The sequence below is a fragment of the Streptomyces sp. NPDC107559 genome, assembly GCF_055657365.1.
In genome coordinates this window covers 279,196-294,323 of sequence record NZ_JBVKBD010000007.1, presented here as the reverse complement: position 1 = coordinate 294,323, position 15,128 = coordinate 279,196, and the positions used below count along the sequence as shown (strand labels likewise).

11 protein-coding genes are annotated in these 15,128 nt (G+C 72.7%); 7 read left to right on the top strand and 4 right to left on the bottom strand.

Annotation, left to right across the window (positions count from 1 at the left end; genetic code table 11):
• Positions 1–12: 12 nt before the first annotated feature.
• Both tatC and ACZ7OY_RS22600 read left to right on the top strand, forming a co-directional pair.
• The gene (gene tatC, locus ACZ7OY_RS22605) at positions 13–963 is read left to right on the top strand and encodes a twin-arginine translocase subunit TatC (protein WP_471913003.1); all 951 of its coding nucleotides are present in this window, start codon (positions 13–15) and stop codon (positions 961–963) included.
• 165 nt (positions 964–1,128) lie between these two features.
• A complete protein-coding gene (locus tag ACZ7OY_RS22600) occupies positions 1,129–3,981 on the top strand; it encodes a DEAD/DEAH box helicase (protein WP_471913002.1) in 2,853 nt (950 codons plus the stop codon).
• Between the two features lie 74 nt (positions 3,982–4,055).
• On the opposite strand, the gene ACZ7OY_RS22595 is transcribed toward ACZ7OY_RS22600, so the two are convergent.
• From ACZ7OY_RS22595 to ACZ7OY_RS22580, 4 genes are all read right to left on the bottom strand, one after another.
• Positions 4,056–5,699 carry an allophanate hydrolase gene (locus ACZ7OY_RS22595; protein WP_471913001.1) on the bottom strand — a complete coding sequence of 548 codons (1,644 nt, stop codon included), beginning with the start codon at positions 5,697–5,699 and terminating at the stop codon, positions 4,056–4,058.
• Positions 5,700–5,989: 290 nt separating this feature from the next.
• The gene (locus ACZ7OY_RS22590) at positions 5,990–9,508 is read right to left on the bottom strand and encodes a 5-oxoprolinase/urea amidolyase family protein (protein WP_471913000.1); all 3,519 of its coding nucleotides are present in this window, start codon (positions 9,506–9,508) and stop codon (positions 5,990–5,992) included.
• Complete coding sequence (locus ACZ7OY_RS22585) at positions 9,505–10,110, bottom strand: urea amidolyase associated protein UAAP2 (protein WP_471912999.1); 606 nt, start codon at positions 10,108–10,110, stop codon at positions 9,505–9,507. The genes ACZ7OY_RS22590 and ACZ7OY_RS22585 overlap by 4 nt, the downstream gene beginning before the upstream one ends.
• Positions 10,107–10,931: an urea amidolyase associated protein UAAP1 gene (locus ACZ7OY_RS22580; protein ID WP_471912998.1), complete on the bottom strand. Its 825-nt coding sequence runs from the start codon at positions 10,929–10,931 to the stop codon at positions 10,107–10,109. The genes ACZ7OY_RS22585 and ACZ7OY_RS22580 overlap by 4 nt, the downstream gene beginning before the upstream one ends.
• A 202-nt stretch (positions 10,932–11,133) precedes the next feature.
• Here ACZ7OY_RS22580 and ACZ7OY_RS22575 point away from each other — a divergent pair, with 202 nt between their 5' ends.
• The 5 genes from ACZ7OY_RS22575 to ACZ7OY_RS22555 all read left to right on the top strand — a co-directional run bounded on the left by ACZ7OY_RS22575 (position 11,134) and on the right by ACZ7OY_RS22555 (position 15,076).
• Positions 11,134–11,760 (top strand): TetR/AcrR family transcriptional regulator, encoded by a 627-nt coding sequence (locus ACZ7OY_RS22575; protein WP_471912997.1) that lies wholly within the window; start codon positions 11,134–11,136, stop codon positions 11,758–11,760.
• Positions 11,761–12,017: 257 nt separating this feature from the next.
• The gene (locus tag ACZ7OY_RS22570; RefSeq protein WP_471912996.1) at positions 12,018–13,640 is read left to right on the top strand and encodes an ATP-binding protein; all 1,623 of its coding nucleotides are present in this window, start codon (positions 12,018–12,020) and stop codon (positions 13,638–13,640) included.
• Entirely contained in the window at positions 13,637–14,044 is a 408-nt protein-coding gene (locus ACZ7OY_RS22565; protein ID WP_351607804.1) for a roadblock/LC7 domain-containing protein, read from the top strand. The genes ACZ7OY_RS22570 and ACZ7OY_RS22565 overlap by 4 nt, the downstream gene beginning before the upstream one ends.
• Positions 14,041–14,475: a DUF742 domain-containing protein gene (locus ACZ7OY_RS22560; RefSeq protein ID WP_471912995.1), complete on the top strand. Its 435-nt coding sequence runs from the start codon at positions 14,041–14,043 to the stop codon at positions 14,473–14,475. The genes ACZ7OY_RS22565 and ACZ7OY_RS22560 overlap by 4 nt, the downstream gene beginning before the upstream one ends.
• Positions 14,456–15,076 (top strand): GTP-binding protein, encoded by a 621-nt coding sequence (locus ACZ7OY_RS22555; protein ID WP_471912994.1) that lies wholly within the window; start codon positions 14,456–14,458, stop codon positions 15,074–15,076. Before ACZ7OY_RS22560 ends, ACZ7OY_RS22555 begins: the two co-directional genes overlap by 20 nt.
• The last annotated feature ends 52 nt before the right edge of the window (positions 15,077–15,128 follow it).

Genomic DNA, 15,128 nt, shown 5'->3' with positions numbered 1-15,128 from the left:
TGGGAACGTGGGTTGCTGAAGTCTGCCCGCAGTCAGGAGAAGGACCCGGAGGGGCGGATGCCCCTCGCGGAACACCTTCGCGAGCTCCGCAACCGGCTCGCGAAGGCGATGCTCGCCATCGTCGTCGTGACGATCGTCGCCGCCTTCTTCTACAACGAGATCATCAACTTCCTCACCAAGCCGATCCTCGACTCGGTCGGCTGCGGGAAGTCCTTCGAGGAACTGGCGGCCCAGACGGCGGACGGGCAGCAGTGCGCGCGGATCACGATCAACGGCCTCCTCGCCCCGTTCACGCTGGCCCTCCAGGTGTCCTTGATGGCCGGTGTGGTCTTCGCCTCACCGGTCTGGCTGTACCAGCTCTGGGCGTTCGTCGCGCCCGGCCTGCACCGTAACGAGAAGAAGTACGCCTACGGCTTCGTGTGCAGCGGTGTGCCGCTGTTCCTCGGCGGCGCGTACTTCGCCTACCGGGTGCTGCCGACCACGGCGCAGGTGCTGATGCAGTTCACGCCGCACGGCGTCGACAACCTGCTGCCGCTGGACGACCTGCTCCAGCTCGTCACGCGCATGGTGGTCGTCTTCGGTCTCTCCTTCGAGCTGCCGCTGCTGCTGATCATGCTCAACCTGACCGGTGTCCTCACCGCCACCCGCATGCTCGGCTGGTGGCGCGGCATGATCATGGGCATCACGGTGTTCGCGGCCGTGGCCACGCCGAGCACCGATCCCATCTCCATGCTGGCGCTGGCCGGACCGATCTGGGTCCTGTACTTCGCAGCGGTCGTCTTCTCCCTGCTGAACGACCGGCGCAAGCGCCGCCGCCAGGCGCAGGGCCCCGGCGACGACGAGGCCTCCGAGCTGGACCTCACCCCCGAGGACATCGGCGAGGCCGAGGCCGTGGGAGCCGGGAGCCGGGTGCCGGAGCAGACGAGCACGGACCGGGTCAACGGCTACGACGACGTGACCTGAGATCGCCTTCGGCTCCACCGCGCAGCGCGGCCGGGGCGCCCACCGGGCGCCGCCGGCCGCTTCGCGTCTTCGGGGTCCCGGCCGGGCCCCACACCTCGGACGGCAGGCCGGTACCGGCGCCGTGAGCTGGGCGGATCCAAGGTTTCACGGACCTGGATCCGGATAATGATCGTCCTGTTGTCAGTGGCGCCCGGTACGCTCGAAAGCACGATGACAGAGGACCTCTCACCGGCCGAGCGGTACGCCGCCGCACGCACGCGTGCGGCCGAGCAGGCCACCGCGCTCGCCTCCTTCCGCGAGATGTACGACTTCGGCCTCGACCCGTTCCAGATAGAGGCCTGCCGGGCGCTGGAGGCGGGCAAGGGCGTACTGGTCGCCGCACCCACCGGCTCCGGCAAGACGATCGTGGGCGAGTTCGCCGTCCACCTCGCCCTGGAGCAGGGCAAGAAGTGCTTCTACACGACACCCATCAAGGCGCTGTCGAACCAGAAGTACGCCGACCTGTGCCGCCGCTACGGCGCGGACAAGGTCGGCCTGCTCACCGGTGACAACAGCGTCAACTCCGACGCCCCCGTGGTCGTGATGACCACCGAGGTGCTCAGGAACATGCTGTACGCCGGCTCGCAGACCCTGCGGGGCCTCGGATACGTGGTCATGGACGAGGTGCACTATCTCTCCGACCGCTTCCGCGGCGCGGTCTGGGAAGAGGTGATCATCCACCTGCCCGAGTCGGTCACCCTCGTCTCGCTGTCGGCGACCGTGTCCAACGCCGAGGAGTTCGGCGACTGGCTCGACACCGTCCGCGGCGACACCGAGGTGATCGTCTCCGAGCACCGGCCCGTCCCGCTGTTCCAGCACGTGCTCGCCGGCCGGCGGATGTACGACCTGTTCGAGGAGGGCGAGGGCCGTAAGCGGGCCGTCAACCCCGACCTCGCCCGGCTGGCCCGCACGGAGGCGAGCCGGCCCACCTACCAGGACCGCAGACGCGGCCGTTCCATGCGCGAGGCCGACCGGGAGCGCGAGCGCAGACAGCGCTCGCGGATCTGGACGCCGAGTCGCCCCGAGGTCATCGAACGCCTCGATGCCGAAGGGCTGCTGCCCGCCATCACGTTCATCTTCAGCCGCGCGGCCTGCGAGTCCGCCGTGCAGCAGTGCCTCTACGCGGGCCTGCGGCTCAACGACGACGAGGCGCGGGTCAAGGTGCGCCGGATCGTGGAGGAGCGCACCGCCTCCATCCCCTCCGAGGACCTGCATGTCCTGGGCTACTACGAGTGGCTGGAGGGTCTGGAGCGGGGCATCGCCGCCCACCACGCGGGCATGCTGCCGACGTTCAAGGAGGTCGTCGAGGAGCTCTTCGTCCACGGCCTGGTCAAGGCCGTGTTCGCCACCGAGACCCTCGCCCTCGGCATCAACATGCCCGCCCGCTCGGTGGTGCTGGAGAAGCTCGTCAAGTGGAACGGCGAGCAGCACGCCGACATCACCCCCGGCGAGTACACCCAGCTGACCGGCCGGGCCGGCCGGCGCGGCATCGACGTCGAGGGCCACGCGGTGGTGCTGTGGCAGCGCGCCATGAACCCCGACCACCTGGCCGGCCTGGCCGGCACCCGCACGTATCCGCTGCGCTCCAGCTTCAAGCCGTCGTACAACATGGCGGTCAACCTGGTCGAGCAGTTCGGCCGGCACCGCTCGCGCGAGCTGCTGGAGACGTCCTTCGCCCAGTTCCAGGCCGACAAGTCGGTCGTCGGGATCTCCCGGCAGGTGCAGCGCAACGAGGAGGGACTGGAGGGCTACAAGACCTCCATGACCTGCCACCTCGGCGACTTCGAGGAGTACGCGGGGCTGCGCCGCGAACTCAAGGACCGCGAGACCGAGCTGGCCCGGCAGGGCGCGAACCAGCGGCGCGCCGAGGCCGCCGTGGCCCTGGAGAAGCTCAAGCCGGGTGACGTCATCCACGTGCCCACCGGCAAGTACGCCGGTCTGGCCCTGGTCCTGGACCCCGGGCTGCCGGCCGGGCGGTCCAACGGTCACCGGGGCTTCGAGCAGCACGACGGGCCGCGCCCCCTGGTGCTGACCGCCGAACGGCAGGTCAAGCGGCTGGCGTCGATGGACTTCCCGGTGCCCGTCGAGGCCCTGGAGCGGATGCGGATCCCGAAGTCCTTCAACCCGCGTTCCCCGCAGTCCCGCCGGGACCTCGCCTCCGCGCTGCGCACCAAGGCCGGGCACATTCCGCCGGAGCGGGCCCGCAAGCAGCGTTCGCAGGCCGCCGACGACCGTGAGATCGCCCGGCTGCGCACCGCACTGCGTGCCCACCCCTGCCACGGCTGCAACGAGCGGGAGGACCACGCCCGCTGGGCCGAGCGCTACCACCGGCTGCTGCGCGACACCTCGCAGCTGGAGCGCCGTATCGAGGGCCGCACGAACACCATCGCCCGCACCTTCGACCGCATCGTCGCGCTCCTGACCGAGCTGGACTACCTGCGCGGCAACGAGGTGACCGAGCACGGCAAGCGGCTCGCCCGGCTCTACGGCGAACTGGACCTGCTGGCCAGCGAATGCCTGCGGGCCGGTGTCTGGGAGGGGCTCGCCCCGGCCGAACTCGCCGCGTGCGTCTCGGCGCTGGTGTACGAGGCGCGGGCCGCCGACGACGCGATGGCGCCGAAGGTGCCCTCGGGCAAGGCCAAGGCCGCGCTCGGCGAGATGGTCCGCATCTGGGGCCGGCTGGACGCGCTGGAGGAGGACTTCCGGATCAACCAGACCGAGGGCGTCGGCCAGCGCGAGCCCGACCTCGGGTTCGCCTGGGCCGCGTACATGTGGGCGTCCGGGAAGGGCCTGGACGAGGTGCTGCGCGAGGCGGAGATGCCGGCCGGCGACTTCGTGCGCTGGTGCAAGCAGGTCATCGACGTGCTCGGGCAGATCGCGGCGGCCCCGCAGCCGGAGGGATCCACCGTGGCGAAGAACGCCCGCAAGGCGGTCGACCTGCTGCTGCGGGGCGTGGTCGCCTACTCGTCGGTCGGGTGACCCTGCGCCGAGCGGGTACGGGTGGGCCGCGCCCGGTCGCGCGGTCCCCCGCCCCGCTTCGGCGAGCCGTCGTGTCAGGCCCCCGGATAGGCCCGCCAGCCGCCGTACGACGTGATGTCCTCGGCGTCGGCGAGCGCGCCCGGCTCGCACAGGAAGCCGGGCACCCGGCTGCCGTCCGCCAGTTCCACGCTGCCCAGGGCCATCGGGCGCGGAAGGGCCGCCAGCAGCAGGCCGAGGCCCTCCGCCGGCAGGCTCCAGATCTCCGTCTCGATCCCGGCACCCCCCTCGCCCACGTGGACGAGCCCAGGCTTGGGCGGATCGGTCCGCAGGGCGTGCAGCCGGTAGAACGGCGCCGTCGTGGTCGTACGCTCGAGCCGGGCGCCCAGCGCCAGGAGCTGCGGGTTGAGGGGCTGACCGGACAGGTGCGCCCCGACCACCGCCAGCCGCGCCGGGGGCCTGAGCAGTCCGGCGATCCGGACCAGCCGCTCGTCCGTGTGCGCCGGGCCCACCAGCATCATGCCGAACGGCAGACCGTTCACCTCCCCGGCCGGGACGGCGACCGCGGCCAGGCCGAACAGGTTGGTGGAGTTGGTGAAGCGGCCCAGGCGGGTGTTCGCGCCCAGCGGGTCGGCGGCCACCTCGGCGAGGGTGGGATGCCCCGGTGCGGTGGGCAGCAGCAGGGCGTCCGCGTCGGCGAGCTCCGCGAGCGCCTGGCTGCGCAGGGCGGCCAGGCGGTTCTGGTCGGCGTAGAGCCGGTGTGCCGGGATGTCGCGGGCCCGGGTGATGATGGCGGCCACGGTGGGGTCGAGGCCCTCACCGCCCTCGGCGAGCAACTTGTCGACAAAGCTGCCGACCGCGGTGTACCGCTCGGCGACGAACGCGCCGTCGTAGAGCATCGTGGCGGCCTCGGTGAACGGGGCGAGGTCGATCGTGCGTACGTCGGCACCCGTCGCGGCGACCCGGGTGACGGCCGCCGCGCAGGCCTCGGCCCAGCCCGGGTCGAGCTCGCCGAGCCGCTCCGGTGCCGGGACCGCGACCCGCCACGGGCCGGGGGCGCGCGCGGGGACCGGCCGGCCGGGCGGCACCGCCATGTGGGCCAGCGCCTCCTCGGCCTCCGGGAGCGTACGGGCGAACACCGTCACGCAGTCGATCGACGCGCAGGCCGGGACCACGCCCGCGGTGGGGACCAGCCCGCGGGTCGGCTTCAGGCCGACGATGCCGTTGAAGGCGGCCGGTACCCGGCCCGAGCCCGCGGTGTCCGTGCCCAGGGCGAGATCGGCGATCCCGAGGGCCACCGCGACGGCCGAGCCGGAGCTGGAGCCGCCGCTGATCCGGTCCGGGGCGTGCGCGTTGCGGACGGCGCCGTAGGGGGAGCGGGTGCCGACCAGACCGGTCGCGAACTGGTCCAGGTTCGTGGTGCCCAGGACGAGCGCGCCGGCCGCGCGCAGCCGGGCCACTACGGGGGCGTCGGCCTGCGGCGCGTAGGCGTACCCGGGACAGCCGGCCGTGGTGGGCAGACCGGCCACGTCGATGTTGCCCTTCACCGCCAGCAGGCGCCCGGCGAGCGGCAGCCGCTCGCCGGCGGCCACGCGCGCGTCGATCGCCTCGGCCTCGGCCTCGACCTCGGCGAGCGGCCGTAGACCGATCCAGATCTCCGGGCGGTCGACGGCCTCGATGCGCCGGTGGGCGGCCCGGACTCGGGACAGGGCGGAGGGCATGGGTGCTCCTTCGATCTCGGCGGCCCGGGCGCCCGCCGGATGCCGACCGGGCCGCCGGGGAGGGTGGGGTGGTCGGAGCCGGAGGGGGGGTGGCCCGGGCGGTGCGGTGCGGGTGGTGCGGTCGGGGCCGGACGGTGAGGGCGTGGCCGGACGGTGAGGCCCGACGGTGCGGGCGCGGTGGTGCGCGCGGGGACTGGGGAGGAGGCGGTGAGGGAGGTGGAGGACCGGGGACGGAGGCGGTGAGGGAGGTGGACGGCCGGGGACGGAGGCGAACGGCCGCGGCCGGGCGGTCAGGGCCGGTCGGCCGGGGCCAGGACGAGCAGCGCCGTGCCCGCCTCCACCTGGTCGCCGGGCCTGGCCAGGACCTCGGCGACCACGCCGGCGGCCGGCGCGTGCACCCTGGACTCCATCTTCATCGCCTCCAGTGCGAGCAGCGGCGCTCCCGCGGCCACCTCGTCGCCCGCCGAGACGTTCACCTGCCAGACGGAGGCCGCGAACTCCGCCTCGATCAGCCGGCCGCCGGGCGGGACCGTCACCGCGGCCGGGGGAGCGGCGGGCGCGGCGGCCGCGTCCGCCCGGGTGAACTCGCCCGCCGCCGCCCAGGCTTCGCGTTCGGCGGCGAACGCCGACTGCTGGCGTTCCTTGAACTCCCCTATGGAGTCGGCGTGTTCGGCGAGGAAGTCCTGATAGTCGGCGAGGGAGAAGGTGCCTTCCTCGATCCGGGGCACGAAGCGTCCGGAGGTGATGTCGGCGCGCAGCTCCAGCAGTTCGTCCGCGTCCACCGGGTACCACCTGATCCGGTCGAAGAAGCGCAGCAGCCAGGGCGAGCCCGGCTCGAAGGCGCCGCGCTGCTGCCAGGGCGACCACACCTGGGTCGTACGGCCCACGAACTGGTAGCCGCCGGGTCCCTCCATGCCGTAGACGCACAGGTAGGCCCCGCCGATGCCGACCGAGTTCTCGGCCGTCCAGGTGCGGGCCGGGTTGTACTTCGTCGTCACCAGGCGGTGGCGCGGGTCCAGCGGTGTGGCCACCGGTGCGCCCAGGTACACATCGCCCAGGCCCAGGACCAGGTACTCCGCGTCGAAGACCGTGCGGTACACGTCCGCGACCGACTCCAGGCCGTTGACGCGGCGGATGAACTCGATGTTCCACGGGCACCAGGGCGCGTCGTCGCGCACGCCCGCCATGTAGCGGGCGATCGCCTCCCGGGTGGCCGGGTCGTCCCAGGACAGCGGGAGATGGACGGTGCGTGAGGGGACCACCAGCCGGTCGGTGGGCGGCAGCGCGGCGACCGTCTCCCTTACGCGGGCGAGGAGTTCGGGCAGCGCCAGGCGCCGGGGGTCGGTGTGGATCTGGAGCGAGCGGATGCCGGGGGTGAGGTCGACGATCCCGTCCGGCCCGGCCTGGGCCACCGCTTCCATCAGCGCGTGGACGCGCATGCGCAGCGCCAGGTCCAGCTGCATCGGGCCGAACTCGACCAGCAGGTTGTCGTCGCCGCTGCGCCGGTAGGTCACGTCGCCGTCCCGGGCCAGGATCCCGCCGTCGGTGATCTCGGCGCGCGGCGAGCCGTCGACGTCCACGGGCACGAAGCGCACGGTGTCGCCGGGGCGCAGTTGGCCCAGCTTCCACCGCTCGCCGCTCAGCACGGTCGCCGGGCACACGAACCCGCCCAGCGAGGGCCCGTCCGGGCCGAGCAGTACCGGCATGTCGCCGGTGTAGTCGACGGCGCCGACGGAGTACGGGGTGTCGTGGATGTTGGACGGGTGCAGGCCCGCCTCGCCGCCGTCGGTACGGGCCCAGCGGGGCTTGGGCCCGACCAGGCGCACTCCGGTGCGCGCCGAGTTGAAGTGGACCTTCCAGTCGGCGGCGTAGAAGGCGCGGATGTCGTCGGGGGTGAAGAACTCCGGTGCCGCGTGCGGGCCTTCGGCCGCGGCGAGGTGCCAGACCGCGCCGTGGGCGGGCCGGTCGGCGAGGGGCACGGGGGTGCCTTCGGCGACCGTGCCGCCGTGCAGTACGTCGCCGGTGCGCAGGGCCCGCCCGCCGTGCCCGCCGAAGCGGCCGAGGGTGAAGGTGCTCGCGCTGCCGAGGAAGGCGGGCACGTCCAGGCCGCCGCCCGCGAACAGGACGTAGGTGCGCAGGCCGTGCTCGGCGGGTGCCCCGACCGCCAGGACGCCGCCCGCCGGCACGGTCACCGGCTCCCACTGGGCGACGGGGGTGCCGTCGACGGTGACCGGTGCGGCGGCGCCGGTCACGCACACGGTCGTGGCGTGGCTGAACCGCAGCGTTGGGCCCTGGAGGGTGCATTCCAGGCCCGGCGCGCCCTCGGGGTTGTGCAGCGCGCGGTTGCCGAGCCGGAACGACAGGTCGTCCATCGGGCCGCAGGGCGGCACGCCGACCTGCCAGTGGCCGGTGCGGCCCGGCCAGTCCTGCACGGTGGTCAGGGTGCCGCCGGAGACGACCTCGACGCGCGGGGTCGGATCGGTGACCCGGGCGAGGGTGGCGGTGGAGTGGGCCGCGGCCCGGAAGTCCCGGTCCGTAAGCGCGGCGCGCACCAGGCCCAGGTTGGTCTCGATGCCGTCGACCCGGGTGCGGGCGAGGGCCTCGTCGAGCCGCCGCAGCGCGTGTTCCCGGTCGGGGCCGTAGGCGATGACCTTGGCGAGCATCGGGTCGTACGACGTCGTCACCTCGGTGCCGGTCTCCACCCAGCCGTCGACGCGCACCCCGGCCGGGAACTCCACGCGGGTCAACAGGCCCGCGCTGGGCCGGTGTTCGCGGGAGGGGTCCTCGGCGTAGAGGCGGGCCTCGACGGCGTGGCCGCGCGGGGTGCCGGGGTCGCGCACGACGTCGCGTTCGCCGCGGGCCAGTCGCAGCATCCAGGCGACGAGGTCGACGCCGTACACCTCCTCGGTGACCGGGTGTTCCACCTGGAGGCGGGTGTTGACCTCCAGGAAGTACGCCTCCTCGCGGGCCGCGTCGTAGACGAACTCGACCGTGCCGGCCGAGCGGTAGCCCACCGATGCGCACAGCATGCGTGCGGAGTCGGCGAGTTGTGCGCGGACCGGCTCGGGGAGCCCGGGGGCCGGCGCCTCCTCCAGGACCTTCTGGTTGCGGCGTTGCAGGGAGCAGTCGCGGTCGCCGAAGGTGACCACCCGGCCCGCGCCGTCGCCGAAGACCTGGACCTCGACATGGCGGGCGCGTTCCACGAGCCGCTCCAGGAAGACCCCGGCCGAGGAGAAGGAGGCGGCGGCCACGCGCTGGACGCGGTCCCAGGCCTCGGTGAGTTCGGCGGCGGAGCGGCAGGCGGACATGCCGATGCCGCCGCCACCGCCGGTGGCCTTGAGCATCACGGGGTAGCCGATGCGCTCGGCGGCCGCCACCGCCTCCTCGGCGGAGGCCAGCAGTCCGGTGCCGGGGGCCAGGGCCACCCCGGCCCGCTCGGCCGCCGCCCGCGCCGTGTGCTTGGCGCCGAACAGGTCGAGCTGGTCCGGGGTCGGGCCGACGAACACGATGCCGGCGTCCTCGCAGCGGCGCGCGAAGGCGGCGTCCTCCGAGAGGAAGCCGTATCCGGGGTGGATCGCGCCGGCGCCGGTGTCCTTGGCGGCCTTCAGCACCAGGTCGGCGTCGAGGTAGGACTCCTTGGCGGGGGCCGGGCCGAGCCGTACCGCCTCGTCGGCGAGCCGGACGTGCGGGGCGCCGCGGTCGGGGTCGGAGTACACGGCGACGGTGCGCAGTCCGAGGTCGCGGGCGGTGCGGATGATCCGTACGGCGATCTCGCCCCGGTTGGCGACCAGCAGGGTGTCGAAGGTCATGCGTCCGCTCCGGTGATCGTCATCTCCACGGCGGTCGGTTCGAAGCCGTTGCAGGGGTTGTTGATCTGGGGGCAGTTGGAGACGAGGACCAGGACGTCGCGTTCGGCGCGCAGGGTGAGGGCCAGGCCCGGGGCGGAGCGGCCGTCGACGATGCCGAGGGTGCCGTCCTGTTCGACGGGCACGTTCATGTACCAGTTGACGTTGGAGACGAGGTCGCGTTTGCCGAGGCCGTGCCGGGCGCCCTCGGCGAGGAAGTTGTCCACGCAGGCGTGCTGCGACCAGGTGTGGTGGCCGTAGCGCAGAATGTTGGACTCTTTGGAGCAGGCGCCGCCGATCGTGTCGTGCCGGCCGACGTCGTCCGCGAGCACGGTCATCAGCGGGGTGTGCTCGTTGGACAGCAGCACGCTGCCCGTGGTGAGGAAGACGTTGCCCTGGGCGTGGATCGTGTCGGACGCGCTGTAGCGCACGGACGTGTCGTGGGCGTCGTAGACGAGGAAGTCGACGGCCTGGTTGCCGTGCAGGTCGGTGATGGTGAGCGTGTCACCGGCGCGGACGACGGAACTCCAGGCCGCACGGGCCGGGACCACGGTCTTGGTGTTCATGCGAGCCCCTTCGCGGCGAGGAATCCGGCGGTGTTCAGGAAGGCGCGGCGGCCCTCGGGGGTGGCGTCCCACAGCGGGTCGCCGGGACCGGTCGGCGCCGCGCGCCAGGCGAGCACCTCCAGCGGGGTGCTGAGGTAGTCCGGGCGGGGGTCGGCCGGGTGCGGCACATTGGCGATCAGCACGGTCACGTCCTGCTCGGCGCGCAGGGTGACACTGCCGCCGGGGCCCGCGGAGCCGGTGAAGCCGAGGACGCCGTCCGGGCCGACCCGTACGCCCTGGAAGAAGGAGAGGGACGGCGGCAGGTCGCGGGGGGCCAGGCCGTTCTTGGCGGCGGCGAGCTTGAACAGTTCGCGCCCGGCCGGGGAGGCGGACTGCGCGGCGCCGTCGCCGTAACGCGCGGTGTTGCGTACGAGGGTGGAGGTGCCGCACAGGGCGTCGTGCCGGCCGGAGGTGTCGACGACGACGGAGGCGAGGACCCGGCCCTGGTCGGAGAGGAGCAACTGCCCCTCGCCCAGGTAGGCGTTCCACTGGACCTTGACCGTGTCGGCGACGTTGAGACGCTCCCAGGGCCGGTCGGCGGCGAACAGCAGCAGATGCGCGCAGGCGTCGCCGCGCAGGTCGGTCAGGCGCAGTTCGGTGCCGCGGGCGAGGACCCGGTGCGTGTAGTTGCCGCCGGCCACGGTCTCGGCCCACACCAGCAGGCCCGCCTCGCAGGGCGGGGCCGGCCAGTCCCCGGCCGGTACGACGGGCATGGCGTCGGCGTGTCCGCCCGCCTGGGCGCGCGCATGGGCGCGGGCTTGGTGTGTGGTCGCTGTCGCCATCGCGGGACCTCCGGCTCGGGTTCGCTCGTGCGGCTGGTCTTCGGTGTTCACTCGTGCCGGTGTCGATGCGCACGGCCGAGTTTCTGTCGCCCGACAGAAATTAGGCGCGGGCCGCGTCACCGGCATTGCCCGCGCGTTGCCGGGCGGTTACCGAGCCCTCACGGAGATCGGCGGCCGGGGGGTGTGTGCGAGGATCGAACGCATGGGGACCAGCAGCGGGCGCAGGGTCGGCCGGCCGCGGGCCGCGCAGCGGCCGGACAGCGGTCTGGAACCGCGCGCCGAACTGCTGTCCGCCGCCGCGGAGTTGTTCACCACGCAGGGGTATGCGGCCACGACGACGCGGGCCGTGGCCGAGCGGGCGGGGATGCGGCAGGCGTCCATGTACCACTACGTCTCCGGCAAGGAGGAACTCCTCGCCGCGCTGCTGGAGTCCACCGTCACGCCGTCCCTGGCCTACGCCCGTGAGCTGCTCGCCGATGACGCGACCCCGGCCGAGGGGCGGCTGTGGCGGCTGTGCCGGACCGACGTGGAGCTGCTGTGCGGCGGGCCGCACAACCTGGGCGGCCTCTATCTGCTGCCCGAGGTGCGCACCGAGCGGTTCGCAGGCTTCCATGCCGTGCGCGCCGAACTCAAGGACGCCTACCGGCAGTTGCTCGCCGCGACCGGAGCGGGCGGCGCGCTCGCCAAGGGTGAGCTGGAACTGCGTACGGATCTGGTGTTCGGGCTGATCGAGGGCGTCATCCTGGTGCACCGCTCCGACCCCGAGCGGCCGGTGTCGGTGTTCGCCGAGGCCACGGCGGACGCGGCGCTGCGGATCGCGGGGGTCTGACCCGGCCGCCGTCTCTCACCCCGTTCGGCAGGGGGCTCGCACACCCGACTTCGGTCACGCATCGTGTTCGAATGAGGGCTCGGCGTGTAAATGAGGCTGAGCGTACTCCTGTTGCGCGGGCGATTTCAGATGCTTGCCGAATATGACATTGCGTTGATCCGGTCGGACTAAGCTCGCCCGCAGCGCACCGGGTTGGCATGTATTCGTGCGTTTGTTCCTAATTGGTGGACAGATTCCGATTCGTTTCGAGGGCCTACATGGTGAGTGTCCAGTCCCCTCCAGACCGCCGCGAACTCCCCTACGCGCGGGTGCTGTTGCTGCCCGCCATACTGATGGCCACGGCGACCGGGGCCGCCGTCGCCCTGGTGGCCCACCCGGCCCGGCTCGCCGTGGGCCTGTGCGGCGCCCTCGCCACGGCCCTGGTGACGGCCGCGGGCGCCGAGGCGGTCCGCCGGGGCCGGCGGCTGCGCCAGGCGCACGCCGACCACGCTCGTCACTGTGCGTATCTGGAACGCCAGGTCGCCGCCCACGACGAGGTGAACCTCCGGGTCGCGAAGGAGGTCCTGCCGACCGCGCTGAAGGTGATGCGCGGCGGGAACACGCCCGGCGAGGTGATGCGGCACTTCATCGACTCGGACCCCGCCTACGGCGACCTCGCCGAGGCGCACCGCACCGTCGTGAAGACCGTGCTGGACATCGTCGACCGCGAGGAGATGATGCGCGACTCCGCGCAGCGCGCCTTCGTCAGCGTCGCCCGCCGGGTCCAGGCGATCGTCCACCAGCAGGCGGGCGAGCTGAGGGAGATGGAGGAGGACCACGGCCGCAACCCCGAGGTCTTCGACGACCTGCTGCGCATCGACCACGGCACCTCGCTGATCGGCCGGCTCGCCGACTCCATCGCCATCATCGGCGGCGGCCGCCCCGGCCGCCAGTGGCCCCAGCCGGTCCCGCTGTACAGCGTGCTGCGCGGAGCCATGTCCCGCATCCTGGAGTACCGCCGCATCAAGCTGGACTCCATCGCCAAGGTCAACATCCGCGGCATCTCCGTAGAGCCGCTCATCCACGCGCTCGCCGAGCTCATGGACAACGCCACCCGCTACTCGCCGCCGCAGACCGACGTGCACGTCAACGCCGTCGAGGTGCAGACCGGCATCGCCATCGAGATCGAGGACGCGGGCGTCAGCCTCGGCGAGGAGGCCCGCGCCAGGGCCGAGGGCCTGCTGGAGGCCGCCAAGGCCGGCGTCGACGTCCAGGACCTCAGCGACAGCCCGCGCCTGGGCCTCGCGGTCGTCGGCCGCCTGTGCACCTCGTTCAACCTCCAGGTGTCGCTGCGCGCCTCCGCGTACGGCGGGGTGCGCGCCGTCCTCATCGTGCCCGCCGAGATGATGACCTCCGAGCCCGCGCCCGGCTTCGCGCACGGCATCGGCGCCACCGCCGTACCCACGATCGAACTGGGCGCGCTGGAAGGGCCCAAGCGGCCGCCGAAGAAGCGCCGCCCCACCAGCCCACGCATCCCGGACCCGGTCCCCGCGCAGGACGACGTCCCCGAGGTCACGGAGTGGACCGAGAAGGGCCTGCCGCAGCGCCGCAGCCGGATGAAGACCCCGCTCAGTCAGCGCTACGCCGAGGCCGCCGCCTCCGAGCGCGCCGCCCGTGAGGGCACGCCCGACATCTGGACGCAGGACCCGACCGAACCCGAGCCCGGGCCCAAGAAGGACGAGCGCGAGCCCGGACTGTGGGTCGAGGCCTTCTGGGAGGGCCTGAAGAAGGACAACCCGGGCCCGGACCCGACGGACTTCACGCGCAACCCGACCGCGTACACGCATCTGATCGACAAGCCGGCCCGCTCCGGAGCCGACGACGAGGGGGACCTCAAGTGATCCAGCAGCGAGCGAACTTCGACTGGATGCTCAAAGACCTCTACAAGAGCGTCCCGGGCATCGAGATGATCGTGGTGCTCTCCGCCGACGGCCTGCGCATCGCCCGCTACGCCGGTGACGAGGACGCCGCCGACCGGGTCGCGGCCGCCTGCGCGGGTCTGCAGAGCCTGGCCGGTGCCGTCGCCCAGGAACTCCCGACCAGCGACGGCGAGATGAAGGTCGTCATCATCGAGCTGAACGGCGGCTACTTCTATCTGATGGCGGCCGGCGCCAACGCCTATCTCGCGGTCCTCGCCGACGTCGTCTGCGAACCGGGCAACATGAGCGCCCACATGCGCGACCTCGTCGTGCGCATCGGCTCCCATCTGACCAGTCCGCCCCGGCGCAACGGGCAGACCGTATGACTCCTCCACGACGCCGACGGCGACAACCCCCGCAACCGCGCGCCGCCCGGCCGCCCTCGACGGAACCCGAGCAGCCGTCCTCCGCGCAGCCCCCGCAGGAGGGGGAGCGCAAGAACCCCGAGCGGCTGTACGTCATCACCGGACCCGAAGGCGAGCGCGTGCCCCTGGACCTGGTGTCCCTGATCGTCGCGCGCGCCGAGCCGCCCTCCTCGGCCACCCCGGAGCAGGCGGCGGTGCTCCGGCTGTGCGCCAACCCGCTGTCGGTGGCCGAGCTGTCGGCCTGGCTCAGCCTGCCGTTCAGCGTGGTGACCGTGCTGGTCACCGAGATGCTGGCGGCCGATCTGGTGCAGGTGCGCGCCCCCATCGTCCGCCGGCAGCTCCCCGACCGTTCCCTTCTCGAAGCGGTGATGCATGGACTTCAAAGGCTCTGACGCGGTCCCGGGCCCACGGACCGAGGACCAGCTGCCGCACACGGCGCAGGCCGCGGCCAAGATCGTCATCGTCGGCGGCTTCGGTGTCGGCAAGACCACCATGGTCGGCGCGGTCAGCGAGATCAGGCCGCTGACCACCGAGGAGACCATGACCCAGGCCGGTATCGGGGTCGACGACAACTACGGCTCCGACACCAAGACCGCCACCACCGTGGCCATGGACTTCGGCCGCATCAGGATCACCGACCAGGTCGTCCTGTACCTCTTCGGCACCCCGGGCCAGGAACGCTTCTGGTTCCTGTGGAACGGCCTGTTCGAGGGCGCGCTCGGCGCCGTCGTCCTCGTCGACACCCGTCGCCTCGAAGTCAGTTACGACGTCATGGGACAACTGGAGGAACGCGGCGTGCCGTTCGTGGTCGCCGTCAACTCCTTCCCCGACGGCCCCCGTTACCCGATCGAGGACCTGCGCCAGGCGCTCGACCTGACACCCGAGATCCCGATCGTCGAATGCGACGTGCGCCGGCGTGCCTCCAGCCGCGACGTCCTGCTGACCCTGATGCGCTTCCTGCACTCCATGGCACTGTCCGGCAGCCTCGTCTGAACCTCCGTCCGTCGGCCCACCCCCGGATCGACCCCAGCCTTCCCGGAGCGAC

Excerpts from the sequence above, each read along its gene's own strand:
- ACZ7OY_RS22600 (WP_471913002.1), top strand. The coding sequence starts at position 1,129 with ATGATCGTCCTGTTGTCAGTGGCGCCCGGTACGCTCGAAAGCACGATG.
- ACZ7OY_RS22595 (WP_471913001.1), bottom strand. The coding sequence starts at position 5,699 with ATGCCCTCCGCCCTGTCCCGAGTCCGGGCCGCCCACCGGCGCATCGAG.
- ACZ7OY_RS22590 (WP_471913000.1), bottom strand. The coding sequence starts at position 9,508 with ATGACCTTCGACACCCTGCTGGTCGCCAACCGGGGCGAGATCGCCGTA.
- ACZ7OY_RS22585 (WP_471912999.1), bottom strand. The coding sequence starts at position 10,110 with ATGAACACCAAGACCGTGGTCCCGGCCCGTGCGGCCTGGAGTTCCGTC.
- ACZ7OY_RS22580 (WP_471912998.1), bottom strand. The coding sequence starts at position 10,931 with ATGGCGACAGCGACCACACACCAAGCCCGCGCCCATGCGCGCGCCCAG.
- ACZ7OY_RS22575 (WP_471912997.1), top strand. The coding sequence starts at position 11,134 with ATGGGGACCAGCAGCGGGCGCAGGGTCGGCCGGCCGCGGGCCGCGCAG.
- ACZ7OY_RS22570 (WP_471912996.1), top strand. The coding sequence starts at position 12,018 with ATGGTGAGTGTCCAGTCCCCTCCAGACCGCCGCGAACTCCCCTACGCG.
- ACZ7OY_RS22560 (WP_471912995.1), top strand. The coding sequence starts at position 14,041 with ATGACTCCTCCACGACGCCGACGGCGACAACCCCCGCAACCGCGCGCC.
- ACZ7OY_RS22555 (WP_471912994.1), top strand. The coding sequence starts at position 14,456 with ATGGACTTCAAAGGCTCTGACGCGGTCCCGGGCCCACGGACCGAGGAC.